General features: G+C 71.0%; 14 protein-coding genes. 7 read left to right on the top strand and 7 right to left on the bottom strand.

The window, feature by feature from the left end:
• Window positions 1-6: 6 nt before the first annotated feature.
• From sufC to AB0K03_RS37835, 5 genes are read right to left on the bottom strand one after another with little or no spacing between them, the layout of a single operon-like run.
• Complete coding sequence (gene sufC / locus AB0K03_RS37855; RefSeq protein ID WP_364695863.1) at window positions 7-771, bottom strand: Fe-S cluster assembly ATPase SufC; 765 nt, start codon at window positions 769-771, stop codon at window positions 7-9.
• The gene (locus AB0K03_RS37850) at window positions 768-1100 is read right to left on the bottom strand and encodes a non-heme iron oxygenase ferredoxin subunit (protein WP_364695860.1); all 333 of its coding nucleotides are present in this window, start codon (window positions 1098-1100) and stop codon (window positions 768-770) included. Before AB0K03_RS37850 ends, sufC begins: the two co-directional genes overlap by 4 nt.
• Before the next feature lie 3 nt (window positions 1101-1103).
• Window positions 1104-2237 (bottom strand): Fe-S cluster assembly protein SufD, encoded by a 1134-nt coding sequence (sufD, locus tag AB0K03_RS37845; protein WP_364695858.1) that lies wholly within the window; start codon window positions 2235-2237, stop codon window positions 1104-1106.
• Window positions 2238-2291: 54 nt separating this feature from the next.
• A complete protein-coding gene (sufB, locus tag AB0K03_RS37840; protein WP_364695855.1) occupies window positions 2292-3713 on the bottom strand; it encodes a Fe-S cluster assembly protein SufB in 1422 nt (473 codons plus the stop codon).
• Window positions 3713-4450: an ArsR family transcriptional regulator gene (locus tag AB0K03_RS37835; RefSeq protein ID WP_364695986.1), complete on the bottom strand. Its 738-nt coding sequence runs from the start codon at window positions 4448-4450 to the stop codon at window positions 3713-3715. The genes sufB and AB0K03_RS37835 overlap by 1 nt, the downstream gene beginning before the upstream one ends.
• A gap of 122 nt (window positions 4451-4572) precedes the next feature.
• Between AB0K03_RS37835 and AB0K03_RS37830 the strand changes: the two genes are divergently transcribed.
• Window positions 4573-5529 carry a COX15/CtaA family protein gene (locus AB0K03_RS37830; RefSeq protein ID WP_364695983.1) on the top strand — a complete coding sequence of 319 codons (957 nt, stop codon included), beginning with the start codon at window positions 4573-4575 and terminating at the stop codon, window positions 5527-5529.
• 202 nt (window positions 5530-5731) lie between these two features.
• On the opposite strand, the gene AB0K03_RS37825 is transcribed toward AB0K03_RS37830, so the two are convergent.
• Both AB0K03_RS37825 and AB0K03_RS37820 read right to left on the bottom strand, forming a co-directional pair.
• Window positions 5732-6028: a hypothetical protein gene (locus AB0K03_RS37825; protein WP_364695852.1), complete on the bottom strand. Its 297-nt coding sequence runs from the start codon at window positions 6026-6028 to the stop codon at window positions 5732-5734.
• Window positions 6029-6255: 227 nt separating this feature from the next.
• Window positions 6256-7212, bottom strand: a complete 957-nt coding sequence (locus tag AB0K03_RS37820; RefSeq protein WP_364695980.1) for a heme o synthase — start codon at window positions 7210-7212, stop codon at window positions 6256-6258.
• 269 nt (window positions 7213-7481) lie between these two features.
• Between AB0K03_RS37820 and tkt the strand changes: the two genes are divergently transcribed.
• From tkt to AB0K03_RS37790, 6 genes are all read left to right on the top strand, one after another.
• A complete protein-coding gene (gene tkt, locus AB0K03_RS37815; RefSeq protein WP_364695849.1) occupies window positions 7482-9608 on the top strand; it encodes a transketolase in 2127 nt (708 codons plus the stop codon).
• Window positions 9609-9659: 51 nt separating this feature from the next.
• Window positions 9660-10802, top strand: coding sequence for a transaldolase (tal, locus tag AB0K03_RS37810; RefSeq protein WP_364695846.1), 1143 nt, complete (start codon window positions 9660-9662; stop codon window positions 10800-10802).
• 3 nt (window positions 10803-10805) lie between these two features.
• Complete coding sequence (locus tag AB0K03_RS37805) at window positions 10806-12191, top strand: glucose-6-phosphate isomerase (RefSeq protein WP_364695844.1); 1386 nt, start codon at window positions 10806-10808, stop codon at window positions 12189-12191.
• Window positions 12192-12241: 50 nt separating this feature from the next.
• Window positions 12242-13759, top strand: a complete 1518-nt coding sequence (gene zwf, locus AB0K03_RS37800) for a glucose-6-phosphate dehydrogenase (protein WP_364695977.1) — start codon at window positions 12242-12244, stop codon at window positions 13757-13759.
• Between the two features lie 133 nt (window positions 13760-13892).
• Window positions 13893-14909, top strand: coding sequence for a glucose-6-phosphate dehydrogenase assembly protein OpcA (locus AB0K03_RS37795; RefSeq protein ID WP_364695842.1), 1017 nt, complete (start codon window positions 13893-13895; stop codon window positions 14907-14909).
• A 226-nt stretch (window positions 14910-15135) separates the two neighbouring features.
• Window positions 15136-15948, top strand: coding sequence for a 6-phosphogluconolactonase (locus tag AB0K03_RS37790; RefSeq protein ID WP_364695839.1), 813 nt, complete (start codon window positions 15136-15138; stop codon window positions 15946-15948).
• Window positions 15949-16106 lie beyond the last annotated feature (158 nt).

Below are 16106 nucleotides of genomic sequence, written 5' to 3'. Positions count from 1 at the left end.
GAAGGGTCAGGCGCGGGCGCCGGCCACGTACCGCTCGTAGCCCTCGGCCTCGAGCTGCTCGGCGAGCTCCGGGCCACCCTCCTGAACGATCTTGCCGGCCACGAAGACGTGCACGAAGTCCGGCTTGATGTAGCGCAGGATACGGGTGTAGTGGGTGATCAGCAGCAGGCCAGTGTCGCCGGTCTCGCGGACCCGGTTGACGCCCTCGCTGACGATGCGTAGCGCGTCGATGTCGAGGCCGGAGTCGGTCTCGTCGAGGATCGCCACCTTCGGCTTGAGCAGCTCCAGCTGCATGATCTCGTGGCGCTTCTTCTCCCCGCCGGAGAAGCCCTCGTTCACGTTGCGCTGGGCGAACGACGGGTCCATCTGCAGCTTCTCCATGGCGCCGCGCAGCTCGCCGGCCCAGGTGCGCAGCTTCGGCGCCTCGCCGTCGATCGCGGTCTTCGCCGTACGCAGGAAGTTGGCCACGGACACGCCGGGCACCTCGACCGGGTACTGCATGGCGAGGAAGAGGCCGGCACGGGCGCGCTCGTCGACGCTCATCGCGAGGACGTCCTCGCCGTCGAGCAGGACCTGGCCGCCGGTGATCTCGTACTTCGGGTGGCCCGCGATGGAGTACGCCAGCGTGGACTTGCCGGAGCCGTTGGGGCCCATGATGGCGTGGGTCTCGCCCGCTTTCACGGTGAGGTCGACCCCGGCCAGGATCGGCTTCAGCTCGCCATCGGGCAGCTTGACCGACACCTGCAGGTCGCGGATCTCCAGGGTGCTCACGGCTCTACTCCATTACTCGGTGTCGTCGAAACGTAGATGTCGCCGTCGCGGATCTCGACGGGGAAGGTCGCCACCGGTTCGGTGGCGGGCAGGCCGGTTGGTTCACCGGTACGCAGGTCGAAGCGGGAACCGTGCAGCCAGCACTCGAGCGTGCAGCCCTCGACCTCGCCCTCGGAGAGCGCGACCGACTGGTGGCTGCACTCGTCGCGTACGGCGTAGTAGTTGTCGTCGTCCGCGTGCACGACCGCGACGTCGATCCCGTCGACCTCCACGGAGATCACGGTGCCCTTCGCCACGTCGGCGGCGGACCCGACAAGCTCGAAGCCCATGGGTCAGGACCCCGCCTTCGCCAGCCGGGTCTCGATCGCGGCGCCGAGCCGCTCGCGCAGCTCCTCGACCGGGATCTTGTTGATCAGCTCGGCGAAGAAGCCGCGGACGACCAGCTTGCGGGCCTCGAACTCGGGGATGCCGCGGGCCATCAGGTAGAACAGCTGCTCGTCGTCGAAGCGGCCGGTGGCGCTGGCGTGCCCGGCGCCGGCGACCTCGCCGGTCTCGATCTCCAGGTTGGGCACGGAGTCGGCCCGGGCGCCGTCGGTGAGCACCAGGTTGCGGTTGATCTCGTACGTCTCCGTGCCGGTCGCCGCCGCGCGGATGAGCACGTCGCCGACCCACACGGTGTGCGCGGAGGCGCCCTGCAGCGCGCCGCGGTAGCCGACGTAGCTGCGGCAGTCCGGCACGCTGTGGTCGACGAGCTGGCGGTGCTCGAGGTGCTGGCCGGCGTCGGCGAAGTACAGGCCCCAGAGCTCGGCGTCGCCGCCACGGCCCGCGTACTCGACGGAAGTGAACTGCCGGACCACGTCGCCGCCGAGGGCGACCTGGACGTGCTGCACCCGGGAGTCCTTGCCGATCTTGAACTTGACGTGCTGGGCCTGCACCGAGCCCGCGTCCCACTCGGCGAGCGTGACGAAGGTGAGCTGGGCGCTGTCGCCGAGGACGACCTCGACGTTGTCGGCGAGAGTCGCCGTGCCGGTCTGCTCCAGGATGATCGTGACCTTGGCGAAGTTGCCGACCCGGACGTACGTGCGCGCCGCGGCGGCCTCGCTGCCCTGCCCGACGACCCGGATGACGGCCGCGGTGTCCGAGACCGTCTCCGGTGCGACGTCGATGAGCGTGACACCGGCCGCGGAGCCGTACGCCAGCGCGCTGATCCGGTCGAACGGCGTCAGCACCGGCTCGGCCTTGCCCGCGTCGACCTGCGCCACCGAGATGCCGGCCGGCAGATCGCCGGGGGCGTAGCCGGGCGCGGCGCCGGTGAGGGCGGTCGCCGTGATCAGCGAGCCGAGCCGCTTGATCGGGGTGAAGCGCCACTCCTCCTCCAGGCCGTTCACGGCCGGGAAGTCGGTCACGTCGAAGGAACGCAGCACCTGCGACTTGGTGCTCGGCGGTGCCATGGCCTCGGTAGTCATCTCGTCCTAGTTCTCAGTCGTTGCGAGGGCCGGAAAAGGGGGTGGCGCCGGCGGTCAGCCGACGGCCCCTTCCATCTGGAGTTCGATGAGGCGGTTCAGCTCGAGGGCGTACTCCATCGGGAGCTCCTTGGCGATCGGCTCGATGAAGCCGCGCACGATCATCGCCATCGCCTCGTCCTCGGTCAGGCCCCGGCTCATCAGGTAGAAGAGCTGGTCCTCGCTGACCTTGGAGACGGTCGCCTCGTGGCCCATGTTGACGTCGTCCTCGCGGATGTCGACGTACGGGTACGTGTCCGAGCGCGAGATCGTGTCGACCAGCAGCGCGTCGCACTTGACCGTGCTGGCGCTGTGGTGCGAGCCGTCGAGCACCTGCACGAGGCCGCGGTACGAGGTCCGGCCGCCACCGCGCGCGATGGACTTGCTGACGATCGTGCTGGACGTGTACGGCGCCGCGTGCACCATCTTCGCGCCGGCGTCCTGGTGCTGGCCCTCGCCGGCCATCGCGACGCTCAGAACCTCGCCCTTGGCGTGCGGGCCGGTCATGTAGACGGCCGGGTACTTCATCGTCACCTTGGAGCCGATGTTGCCGTCGATCCACTCCATGGTCGCGCCCTCCTCGCAGGTGGCGCGCTTGGTGACCAGGTTGTAGACGTTGTTCGACCAGTTCTGGATGGTCGTGTACCGGCAGCGGGCGTTCTTCTTGACGATGATCTCGACGACCGCACTGTGCAGCGAGTCGGACGAGTAGATCGGCGCGGTGCAGCCCTCGACGTAGTGCACGTACGCGCCCTCGTCGACGATGATCAGGGTCCGCTCGAACTGGCCCATGTTCTCGGTGTTGATCCGGAAGTACGCCTGCAGCGGGATCTCCACGTGCACGCCCTTCGGCACGTAGATGAACGAGCCGCCGGACCACACGGAGGTGTTCAGCGCGGCGAACTTGTTGTCGCCGACCGGGATCACCGTGCCGAAGTACTCCTTGAAGATGTCCTCGTGCTCCTTGAGGGCCGTGTCGGTGTCGAGGAAGACGACGCCCTGCTCCTCGAGGTCCTCACGGATCTTGTGGTACACGACCTCGGACTCGTACTGCGCCGCGACGCCGGCGACGAGGCGCTGCTTCTCCGCCTCGGGGATGCCCAGCCGGTCGTACGTCGCCTTGATGTCCTCGGGCAGGTCCTCCCAGCTGGCGGCCTGCTTCTCGGTGGAGCGCACGAAGTACTTGATGTTCTGGAAGTCGATGCCGGTGAGGTCGGCGCCCCAGTTCGGCATGGGCTTGCGGTCGAACAGGCGCAGGCCCTTGAGACGCAGGTCGAGCATCCACTGCGGCTCGTTCTTCTTCGCGGAGATGTCACGCACCACGGCCTCGGACAGACCGCGCTGGGCGGCGGCGCCCGCGACGTCGGCGTCGGCCCAGCCGTACTCGTACTTGCCAAGAGCGGCCAGGTGCTCTTCCTGAGTGACGATCTGGTCGGTCATTATCCGTTCCTAACCGTGGTCGGCATCTGCGGTGAGGGGACGCACTGCGGGGCGGGGATGTGCGTGGTGCACACCCCGTCGCCGTGCGCGATGGTGGCGAGGCGCTGCACGTGGGTGCCGACGAGCCGCGAGATGACCGCGGTCTCGGCGTCGCACAGCTGGGGGAACTCGGCGGCCACGTGGGCCACCGGGCAGTGGTGCTGGCACAGCTGCCCGCCGGACGCGATCGTGGTCGCGTTGGCAGCGTAGCCCTCGGCGGTCAGGGCCTCGGCGAGCGCCTCCGCCCGGGCCACCGGATCGTCGCCGGCCTCGAGCAGAGCGGCGTGGCAGCGCTCCTCGAGCGCCGAGACCTGGGCGGTGGCGAACGCGTCGACGGCCTGCGGGCCGCCGTGCTCGGCGATCCAGCGCAGGGCCGCGGTGGCGATGCCGTCGTAGAAGTGCGGGAAGCTCTCGCGGGCGGCGGCGGTGAGCACGAACGCCTTGGCGGGCCGGCCGCGGCCGCGCGGGCCGCGCCGCGGGGTCTCGCGGACCTCGACGAGCCGGTCGGCGAGCATCGCGTCCAGGTGCTTGCGGATCGCCGCGGGGCTGAGCCCGAGCTGGGCGCCGAGCTCCGCGGCGGTGGCGGCGCCCCGCTCGAGCAGGAGCTGGGCGACGCGGTCGCGGGTGCGCCCGTCGGAGGCCGAGGTGGCGGCGCGCGACCCGGCGGCCGCACCGGCCACCTGGCTGCTCCGCGTCAGCACCTCGTTTTTCACTACGCCAACGTTACGTATTTCGTTTCGACCCTGCAAACCGGCCCCCCGGTGATCCAGGACACCACCGCGTGGAGGGGTCCGGATCCAAGATCGATTTCGGGCGTACGATGACCGAGGTGAGCAAGCCCACCCTGGTCCGGCATCTGGCCCTCGCCTCGCTGATCGCCAACATCGCCCTGGTCGTGACCGGCGCGGCGGTCCGCCTGACCGGCTCCGGCCTGGGGTGCCCGACGTGGCCGCGGTGCACCGACCAGTCGTACACGACCACCCAGGAGATGGGCGTCCACGGCGTCATCGAGTTCGGCAACCGGCTGCTCGGCATCGCGCTCGGCCTGATCGCGCTCGCGACCTTCGTGGCGGCCCTGCTGCACAAGCCGCGCCGCCGGTCACTGATCCTGCTGTCGCTGGCCGCCGGGCTCGGCATCCCGGGCCAGGGCGTGATCGGCGGCATCACGGTGCTGACGGACCTCAACCCGTGGGTGGTGGGGCTGCACTTCCTGCTCTCGATGGCGCTCATCGCCGTCACGTACGCGCTCTGGCAGCGGACCAAGGAGGGCGACGCGCCCACCCGCCCGCTGGTCGCCGGGCCGCTGCGTCACCTCGCCGCGCTCATGACGGTGGTCAGCGCCGCCGTGATCGTGGTCGGCGTGATCGTGACCGGCAGCGGCCCGCACGCCGGCGACGAGGACGCCAAGCGCACAGGATTGGACCCCGCCGAGATCTCGCAGGCCCACGCGGACCTCGTCTTCTTGCTGATCGGCCTCTCGGTGGCCCTCTGGTTCGCCCTGCGCGCGGTGAACGCGCCCCCCGCGGCGGTACGGGCGGCCGCCGTGTTCGTGGCGGTCGAGCTGGCTCAGGGGCTGATCGGCTTCGTCCAGTACTTCACGCACCTGCCGGTGCTGCTGGTCGGTGCCCACATGCTCGGCGCCTGCCTGGTCTGGGTGGCGACCCTGAACGTCCTGTGGCGCCTGCGCGACCGCCCGGCCCCGGTCTCCGCCGGCCCGGCGCCGTCGGCGGACGCGGCCGCCGAGCCCGTACCGCAATCCCCCGCCCCGGTCGCCTGACGCCCGGGGTTCTTCCACTCACGCAGAATGAAGGGGCCAGGGCCGGCGCATGCTGGGCCCCGGCCCCGGCCTCGACGGGAGTTGCGGTCAGCACCACCCACCGAGCTACGACATCAAGCTCTTGATCTTGCTGTTGCGGCCGCCGCATGCGAAAGCGGCCCGGAGGAAGCTCCGGGCCGCGCCGACAAAGGTCTGTATGTGCCTACCGCGCCATGCTGCGGCGCGACATCGACCGCCAGAGGTCGTTGCTGGGGCGCATCTGCTCCATGAGCTCGCGCTCCCACTCGTTCTCCACCTGCACGCCCGCTGTCTCGCAGGCCTTGCGCGCCACGTCCGTGCCGCCCGCGGCGAACTGGTCGGTCCACTCGCCGTCCTCGCCCACCAGGACGATGCGTGCGCCACGCTTACCGACGTACTCGATGACCGCCTTCGCGCCGCCGTGGCCGACGGCGAAGGACTTGATCCCAGCGGTCAGTGTCGTATCGGAACCTTCTGCCATGAGTCGCAGCCTAGGCAGACTTTCCCCGCGGGCAAGTCATGACAGGTGGGTTTTGTGATGCCAATTACCTGCGGGTTTAGCCGTCAGGGCTATTGGTATCGCCCGATATTGTCCGAATTATCCGCGGCTACGCTGTCCATCGAATGAGTGACCGAGAGTCACCGATAGAGCGGGCGAAACAGACATCTCGGATAAGGAGTTCTCCGGGCGTCACCGACCGCATCGGATCAGATGAGGGCGTCGACCGCTACGGCGATGAAGAGGATCGTCAGGTACGTGATCGACCAGTGGAACAGGCGCATCGCCTTGCGTGGCTCCCCGCGGCGCGAGCGGCTGACCATGCGGACGGCCTCCGCGAGGAACAGCGCCCCCGAGACGACCGCCGTGACGCCGTAGATCGGCCCCATGCCCAGCGGCCACGCGGCCAGCGAGGACGCGACCGTGAGCACGGTGAAGAGCAGGATCTCGGTGTCGACCCGGCGGGCCGAGCGGACGACGGGCAGCATCGGAATGCCGGCGCGGGCGTAGTCGTCCTTGTATTTGATGGCGAGTGGATAGAAGTGCGGCATCTGCCAAAAGAACACAACCGCAAAAAGCGCCCATCCGATCGCGCCCACGGTCCCCGTGACCGCGGCCCAGGCGATGAGCACCGGCGCCGCCCCGCAGATGCCGCCCCAGAACGTGTTCTGCGGGGTGCGCCGCTTGAGCCACAACGTGTAGACGACGTCGTAGTAGACGATCGCCGCCGCGGTGAGCGCGGTCGCCAGCCAGTTGGTGAAGGCCGCCATCAGCACCAGTGACACGGCCGCGAGGCTCAGCCCGAAGACGAGCACCGAGCGCGGCGTGAGGCTGTGAGTCGCCAGCGGACGGCGCTTGGTGCGACGCATGAGCTGGTCGATGTCGCGGTCGATGTAGCAGTTCAGCGCGCTCGCCGCGCCTGCGGCCAGCGAGCCGCCGACCAGCACGACCGCCATGAGACCCAGGTCGGGCCAGCCACCGGCGGCGAACATCATCGCCGGGATGGTGGTGACCAGCAGGAGCTCGACGATCTGCGGCTTGGTGAGCGACACGTACGCCCTCAGCACGGCGCGGACGTCGCGGCGGGTCCCGGTGTCGGTTCCCGTCCGCGGAGCCGCCTCCCGGAGGCCCGGCGACCGCCCCTGAACGGGACGCTCGGTGATCATGCTCACGGACAGCCACCTTCCGGCATCGGCGCGGGCGTAATACAGAGCCGTTGCCGGGTGCGGACCGGCGGGCACGTTCGGACAGCCTACGCGCAGCCCGGGGCCGTGCTCGGTCGACCCGTCGCGGGTGCACAGCGTCACAACCGGCACCCCTGCCTGTCCGCTCTCAGCGTATGGGCCTGCGGCGTTCCCAGGGCGGGGGTTTACGGGGACTGGATAGGGTCAACCACAAAAGGGTTCACACATCATGCTCGAGGAGCACATTCGACGTGGCTGCCAAAGACGATCTCAATTGGTCCGACCTCGACCGCCGCGCGGTCGACACGGTCCGGGTACTGGCCATGGACGCCGTCGAGAAGGCCGGCAACGGCCACCCCGGCACCGCCATGAGCCTGGCGCCAGCCGCCTACCTGCTGTTCAACAAGGTGATGCGGCACGACCCGACGGACCCGCTGTGGGCGGGCCGGGACCGCTTCGTGCTCTCGTGCGGCCACTCCAGCCTCACCCTGTACATCCAGCTGTACCTCGCCGGCTTCGGCCTGGAGCTTGACGACCTGGCTGCGCTGCGGCAGTGGGGCTCGCTCACTCCGGGTCACCCCGAGTACGGGCACACCCCCGGCGTCGAGGTCACGACCGGCCCGCTGGGCCAGGGCATCGGCAACGCGGTCGGCATGGCGATGGCGGCCCGCCGCGAGCGCGGCCTGCTCGACCCGGACGCCGCCGACGGCGCCTCGATCTTCGACCATCACGTGTACGCGCTCTGCTCCGACGGTGACATCGAGGAGGGCGTCAGCCACGAGTCCAGCGCCGTCGCGGCGGTGCAGAAGCTCGGCAACCTCACGGTGATCTACGACGACAACGAGATCTCCATCGAGGACGACACCCGCATCGCCAAGAACGAGGACGTCGGCGCGCGGTACGCGGCGTACGGCTGGCACGTGCAGACCGTCGACTGGCGCCAGGGCGACCCGGAGAAGGGCGACTACCACGAGGACGTCGAGGCGCTCTGGGCGGCGATCCAGGAGGCCAAGGCGGTCACCGACAAGCCGTCGTTCATCGTGCTGCGCACCATCATCGGCTGGCCCGCGCCCAACAAGCAGAACACCGGCAAGATCCACGGCTCGGCCCTGGGCGCCGACGAGGTCAAGGCCACCAAGGAGATCCTCGGTTTCGACCCGAACCGGTCGTTCGACGTCGCCGCCGAGGTCATCGAGCACACCCGGCAGACCGCCGCCCGCGGCCGCGAGCTGCACGCCGAGTGGGACAAGGCGTTCGAGGCCTGGGCGGCCGGTAACGAGGAAGGCCGGAAGCTCTTCGACCGGCTGTCGACCCGTACGCTGCCCGAGGGCTGGACCTCCGCGCTGCCGGAGTTCCCCGCCGACGAGAAGGGCCTCGCCACCCGGGCCGCGTCCGGCAAGGTGCTCGACGCGCTCGCGCCGGTGCTGCCGGAGCTGTGGGGCGGCTCGGCCGACCTCGCCGAGAGCAACAACACCACCATGAAGGGCGAGCCCTCGTTCATCCCGGCCGAGTACGCCACCAAGGCGTTCCCGGGCCACGAGTACGGCCGTACGCTGCACTTCGGCATCCGTGAGCACGGCATGGGCTCGATCCTCAACGGCATCGCGGCGAACGGGCTCACCCGCCCGTACGGCGGCACGTTCCTGGTGTTCAGCGACTACATGCGCGGCGCCGTGCGGCTCTCCGCGCTGATGAAGCTCCCGGTCACGTACGTGTGGACGCACGACTCGATCGGCCTGGGCGAGGACGGGCCGACGCACCAGCCGATCGAGACGCTGACCGCCCTGCGCGCCATCGTCGGCCTCGATGTGGTCCGCCCGGCCGACGCCAACGAGACGGCGTGGGCGTGGCGCGGTGCGCTCGAGCACACCGACCGGCCGACCGCCCTCGCGCTGTCCCGGCAGAACCTGCCCACCATCGACCGCAGCAAGTACGCGTCGGCCGAGGGCGTCCTCAAGGGCGGCTACATCCTCTCCGAGGCGTCGAACGGCGAGCCCAAGGTCATCCTCATCGGCACCGGCTCCGAGGTGTCCATCTGCCTCGCCGCGCAGGAGCGCCTCGAGGCCGAGGGCACCCCGACCCGGGTCGTGTCGATGCCCTGCCAGGAGTGGTTCTTCGAGCAGGACACCGCGTACCAGCAGAAGGTCCTGCCGCGCGGCGTCAAGGCCCGCGTCTCGGTCGAGGCCGGCGTCCGGATGAGCTGGGACCGCCTGATCGGCGACGCCGGTGAGGCCGTCAGCATCGAGCACTACGGCGCCAGCGCCCCCGCGAAGATCCTGTTCGAGCAGTTCGGCTTCACCGCGGACAACGTGGTGGCCAAGGCCAACGCCGCCCTCGCCAAGGTCGGCGAAATCACCGGTCACACGACCGGCAACTGAGCTGACCAGGCGGCTCCGCCGCAAGGCGAGCTCGAGAATGAAGGAGTTGCGATGACCGACAGGCTGAAGGAGCTGTCCGCCACAGGCGTGGCGGTATGGCTCGACGATCTCTCCCGCGTACGGCTGCAGAGCGGCTCGCTGGACAAGATGCGCCGCGAGCAGCACGTGGTGGGCGTGACCACGAACCCGACGATCTTCGCCAAGGCGCTCGCCGACGCCGACGCGTACGACGACCAGCTCAAGGACCTGGCCGCGCAGGGTGTCACCGTCGAGGAGGCGGTGCGGCTGCTCACCTCGTACGACGTGCGCTGGGCGTGCGACGTCATGAAGCCGGCGTACGACGCGTCGAACGGTGTGGACGGCCGGGTGTCCATCGAGGTGGACCCGCGCAGCGCACACCTGACCGAGAAGACCGCGTCCGAGGCCAAGACGCTGTGGTGGCTCGTCGACCGCCCGAACCTCTTCATCAAGATCCCGGCGACGCAGGCCGGCCTGCCGGCGATCACGGCGACGCTGGCCGCGGGCATCAGCGTGAACGTGACGCTGATCTTCTCGCTGGAGCGCTACAAGGCCGTTATGCAAGCGTTCCTCGACGGCATGGAGCAGGCCAAGGCGAACGGCCACGACCTCAGCAAGATCGGCTCGGTCGCCTCGTTCTTCGTGTCCCGGGTGGACACCGAGGTCGACAAGCGGCTCGAGAAGATCGGCACGGACGAGGCCAAGGCTCTGCGGGGCAAGGCCGCGGTCGCCAACGCGCAGCTGGCCTACCAGGCGTACGCCGAGGTCTTTGGCTCCGACCGCTGGAAGGCGCTGGCCGACGCGGGTGCCCTCCCGCAGCGGCCGCTGTGGGCGTCCACCGGCACGAAGAACCCCGACTACAAGGACACCGTCTACGTCGAGGAGCTCATCGCGCCCGGCACGGTCAACACCATGCCGGAGGCGGTGATCAAGGCGTACGAGGACCACGGCGACACCCGCGGCGACACCGTGACCGGCTCGTACGCGGACGCCCAGAAGGTGATGGACGACGTGGCCGCGGCCGGCGTCGACCTCGACGACGTGTTCCGCGTCCTGGAGGACGAGGGCGTCGAGAACTTCGAGGCCAGCTGGGCCGAGCTGCTCGAGGACGTGAAGAAGAGCCTCGACGCGGCCGCGCAGGGCTCGGGCAACCCGAGCGACGCCGCCCGAGGGTAACGAGTGACGATCGACCCGCTCACGGCCGTGGAGGCGGCCGCCGGACTCGCCGTTTTCGGCGCCCCGGCGACCGCCTCCCGCCGCGGGCGGGTCGACGCGCGTCTGGCCGGCCTCGACGCCGGCCCGGACCCGCTCGCGCTCGACCCCGGGCTGCTGCCTCAGCTCGCCGAGCTGCACGAGGAGCTGGGCGACCTCGATCACGTCGTGCTGGCCGGCCCGGGGCGCGCGGCACGGGCGATCGCCCGTACGCTCGGCCGCCGGCTGACCGTGCTCGACGACCCGGACCCGCGGCAGGTGCTCGCGCTGACCCGGGATCGCGGCCTGATGTCCCGCAGCGTGACGGTGTTCGCCGAGGACGCCGGTGATCTGCGCCGGGTGCTGCTGCGGGCCTATCTCGACCTGGGGCTGACCGAGGCGGAGGCGGCCCGCCATCTGCTTTCGCTGAGCGGTCCCGAGGCGCTGCTGGAGGCTCCCGGCCAGGAGACTCTCGTCGCCGCCACCCTCGCCGGGATCGACGCGGACGAGCTGACCGGCCAGGCCGCTGCGTTCGCGCCCTCCCTGCGCGCCGACCACGACAATCCCGCTCTGGCGCTGGGCCTCGCCCTGGCGGGCGCCGACGCGGTGGCGCTGGTCGCCGACGGCTCGGGCCTGGAGGGCCTGGGCGAATGGGCCGCTCCCCTGCTCGCCGGTGCCGGGCTGGTACCCGTCGTGGCCGAGGCGCCGGACAGCCCCGGTGTGCACGGCGACGACGTGCTGACCATCTCGTACGGCGGCAGCCTGCGCGCGGGATCCGTCCCGGGCGGGGGCACCCGACCCGGCGTGGCCGTCACCGGGCCGCTGGGCGCGCAGTTCACGGCGTGGCGCTGGGCCGCCGCGATCGCCGGGCGGCTGCGCGGCGCGCAACCGGTCGTATCCCCTGCGGACGCCGGCGACGGAGCGGACGAGACACCGTCCTGGGCCGACGGTGCCGTGGAGATCTTCACCACTCGAGGCCGCGCCGACCTGTCCACCGTCCTGCGTGAGTTCGGCTCGGACGTCCATGATCATCTGTCCGTGGTGGCAGTGCTCGACCCCGGGACCGACGCCGAGGTGGCCGCGCTGCGCCCGCTGCTCGCCGCCGCCACCGGGCGTCCGGTCACCTTCGACTGGGACGCCGGGCCCGCCGGCGACCTGCGCAACGGCTCGTTTCTGCAGATCACGGGCGCCGACGCCGAGGACGTGGACGTGCCGGGCCGGCCGTACACCCTGGGCGGTTCGCGGTCCCGCCGCGCCGCAGCCGCTCGGCGGACCCTGACCGAGCACCGGCGGCCGCTGCTGCGGCTGCACCTGACCGACCGGCAGCGCGGCCTCCGGCAGCTGCTCGGCGCAGCCAGGATGTTGCAGGCCTGACCCTTGCGGGTAACCCTGCGGGACGATGAAAAGCTGGCAGGATGGCAAACGTGGGTAATCCGCTGCGCACAGCACAGGACCGACGGCTGCCCAGGATCCCGGAGCCCTGCGCTCTGGTGATCTTCGGTGTCACGGGTGACCTGTCCCGAAAGAAATTGATCCCGGCCGTCTACGACCTCGCCAACCGGGGTCTGCTGCCGCCCGGCTTCGTGGTCCTGGGGTTCGCCCGGCGCGACTGGGGCGACGGCGACTTCGAGTCGCTGGCGTACGAGGCGGCGAAGAAGGGCGCCCGGACCCCGTGGCGGGAGGACGTCTGGCAGCGGCTCGCGAGCCAGTTCCAGTTCGTGCCCGGCTCGTTCGACGACGACGCCGCGTTCGACAGCCTGGCGAGCACCCTGGACGAGCTGCGCGAGCGCAACGGCATCGCCGGCAACGCCGCGTTCTACTTCTCGATCCCGCCGGCCGCGTTCCCGGTCGTGCTGAACCAGCTCAACCGCACCGGGATGGCCGACAACGCCAAGTCCGGCGGCTGGCGCCGGGTCGTGGTCGAGAAGCCGTTCGGCAACGACCTGAAGACGGCCATGGCGCTCAACCAGCTCGTCGACGAGGTGTTCACCCCCGAGGACGTCTTCCGCATCGACCACTACCTCGGCAAGGAGACGGTCCAGAACATCCTGGCCCTGCGCTTCGCCAACAGCCTGTTCGAGCCGGTGTGGAATTCCAAGTACGTCGACTCCGTACAGATCACGATGGCCGAGGACGTCGGCATCGGCACCCGGGCCGCGTTCTACGACTCCGCCGGCGCCGCGCGCGACGTGCTGCAGAACCACCTGCTGCAGCTGCTCGCGCTGGTCGGCATGGAGGAGCCGACGAGCTTCGACCCCAACGAGATCCGCGCCGAGAAACTGAAGGTGCTCAAGGCCATCAGCCTGCCCCAGAACATCACCGAAGGTTCGGTACGCGGCCAGTACCTGCCCGGCTGGGTCGCCGGTGAGCGGGCGGTCGGCTACCTGGAGGAGAAGGGGGTGCCGGAGGACTCCACCACGGAGACGTACGTGGCGGTCCGGCTCGGCATCCAGAACCGCCGCTGGGCGGGCGTACCGTTCTTCGTCCGCGTGGGCAAGCGGATGCCGCGCCGCGTGACCGAGATCGCCGTGCTCTTCAAGCGCGCGCCGCACCTGCCGTTCGACCCGGCCGACGTGGAGATGCTCGGCAACAACCAGCTGGTCATCCGGGTCCAGCCGGACGAGGGCGTGGTGCTCAAGTTCGGCTCCAAGGTGCCCGGCACCACGATGGAGGTCCGCGACATCGCGATGGACTTCCAGTACGGCGAGGCGTTCACCGAGTCGAGCCCGGAGGCGTACGAGCGACTCGTGCTCGACGTGCTGGTCGGCGACCGTACGCTCTTCCCGGACGCGGCCGAGGTGGAGCAGAGCTGGCGCGTCATCGACCCGCTCGAGGAGGCCTGGGTCGGCACGAAGCCGGAGCCCTACCGGGCCGGCGAGTGGGGCCCGCGCGCCTCGGACGAGATGCTGGCCCGCGAGGGCCGTGCTTGGCGGCGGGCATGACGGCCGCCGAGGTTGGTCCGGCCCGGCAGGGCCGCTTCGCCGGCGCTTCGAACAGTCTGCCGGCCCGCCCGGGCCGCTCTGTCGGCGCCTCGAACAGTTTGCCGGCCCGCCCGGGCCGTGCGGGGAGGCGAGCATGATCGGCTTGTGGGACACCACCGGCAACGAGGTCGTCAAGGCGCTCGCGGCCGAACGGCGCAGCGCCGGCGGCGTGGCCTCCGGCCTGGCCCTGACGCTGGTCGCCGTGGTGGAGGAGAAGAAGGTCCGCGAGGCCGAGGCCGCGGCGACCATCGCCGCCGCCGCGCACCCGTGCCGGTTGCTCATCGTGGTCCGCTCCGACCTGGAGGGCCGCAGCCGCCTCGACGCGGAGATCGTCGTGGGCGGCCGGCTCGGGCCGGCCGAGGCCGTCGTGATGCGCATGTACGGCCGCCTGGCGCTGCACGCCGAATCGGTCGTCATGCCGCTGCTGGCCCCGGACGTCCCGGTGGTCACGTGGTGGCACGGCTCGCCGCCGGAGGTCATCGCGAACGACTTCCTCGGCGTCGTGGCGGACCGGCGCATCACCGACAGCAAGCTCGCCGACGACCCCGTGGCGGCTCTCAAGCAGCGCGCCGCCGACTACGCGCCCGGCGACACCGACCTCACCTGGACCCGCATCACGCTGTGGCGCACGCTGGTGGCCGGCGCGTTCGACACCACCGAGGAACGCGTCACCGGCGCGACCGTGGTGGCGCCCCCGAACGACCCGACCGCGGCGCTGATGTGCGGCTGGCTCAAGTCCCGCCTGCACATCGAGCCGGTGTGGGAGCACACCGACCGGGCGCCGCGCATGCACTCGGTGCAGCTCGAGTGCGCCAACGGCGACTGCGTGACGGTCACCCGCGAGGAGGGTACGGCGCTGTTCAGCCGTACCGGCCAGGAGCCGCGCTACATGCCGCTGCCCAAGCGCCCGGTCGGCGACGAGCTGGCCGAGGAGCTGCGCCGGCTCGACCCGGACCAGATCTACGGCGAGGCGCTCGGCGCGATGGCGGGTGTACCCGACCTGGACAGCCGGCCGCCGATGCGCGTACACGTCTGGAAGGACCCGGCGCAGGCGGCCCGCGCGGGCGACGAGTCCGGCGCGATGGCGGGACCGGGCGGCTCGGCCGCCTGACCGGTCCGCGCCGCCGGCCCGCCGCGTCGGCTCCCGACGCTGGTCCCGGCTTGCAGCGCTGGTCCCGGCCCGCCCGGCCGTCGCCCCCGGGGCCGGGCCGGCTCCGCGGCGGCGGATGGCGGTTGTGCCGGCCGGGGCAAGGTCTCTCTAAGATCAACGGGGCCGTTCCGCCGAGCGCGGGGCGGCCCCGAGCTGTGGAAGCGACGCCGAAGGGACGAGGGGTTCGATGAGCGAGACCGTTGTGGTGGTGGTTCCCGACGCCGACATCCTGGCGTCGGCCGTGGCGGCCCGCCTGGTCGTCAAGATCATCGACGCGCAGGCCACCCGGGGGCGCGCCGACGTGGTGCTGACCGGGGGCCGGGTGGCCGCCAAGGTGCTGCGCGCCGTCAAGGAGCTGCCGGCCTCCGGCGCCGTCGACTGGTCCCGCGTCGACCTGTGGTGGGGCGACGAGCGCTTCCTGCCGTCCGGCGACCCGGACCGCAACGAGACCCAGGCCCGCGAGGCCCTGCTCGATGCCCTGCCGCTCGACCCGGCCCGCGTCCACGCGATGCCCGCCTCCGACGGCCCCGACGGCGACGACGCCGGGGCGGCCGCCTCCCGGTACGCCCGTGACCTCGCCAACGCGGCCACCGGCACCTCCCCCGCTCACACCGCTGCCACCTCGGCTGCGGGCGGCGCCCCGGTCGTCGACGGCCCCGAGGCGGAGGTCGAGGCCGGGTTGCCGTACTTCGACGTGCTCATGCTGGGCGTCGGCGAGGACGGCCATGTGGCGTCGCTGTTCCCGGGCCACCCCGACGCGACCGCCACCGGCACGGCCACCGCGGTGCACGACAGCCCGAAGCCGCCGCCCACCCGCATCTCGCTGACGATGAGCGCCATCCAGTCGGCGGAAGAGGTGTGGCTGGTCGCGGCGGGCCCGGACAAGGCCGGATCGGTGGGCGCGGCGCTCGGCGGGGACACGGAGCTGCCCGCAGCCCGGGCGCGCGGCACCCGGCGTACGCTCTGGCTCCTCGACACGGCCGCAGCCGCCAAGCGATAGCTCGACCAGAAGAAGCCGCCCCTCGCGCATTGCGCGAGGGGCGGCTTTCAAGCTTTGACGGAGAGCTCAGCCGAGCAAGGTCGGGATCTTCTCGAACAACTGCTGCGTGTACGTCACCATCTCGTGCAACATCCAGTTCCCGCTGAACAGGATCGCCG

It is taken from the genome of Actinoplanes sp. NPDC049316 (assembly GCF_040677315.1).
Classification (GTDB): Bacteria; Actinomycetota; Actinomycetes; order Mycobacteriales; family Micromonosporaceae; genus Actinoplanes.
The sequence above is the reverse complement of the archived record's forward strand: the minus strand, read 5'-3'. Positions and strand labels throughout refer to the sequence as shown.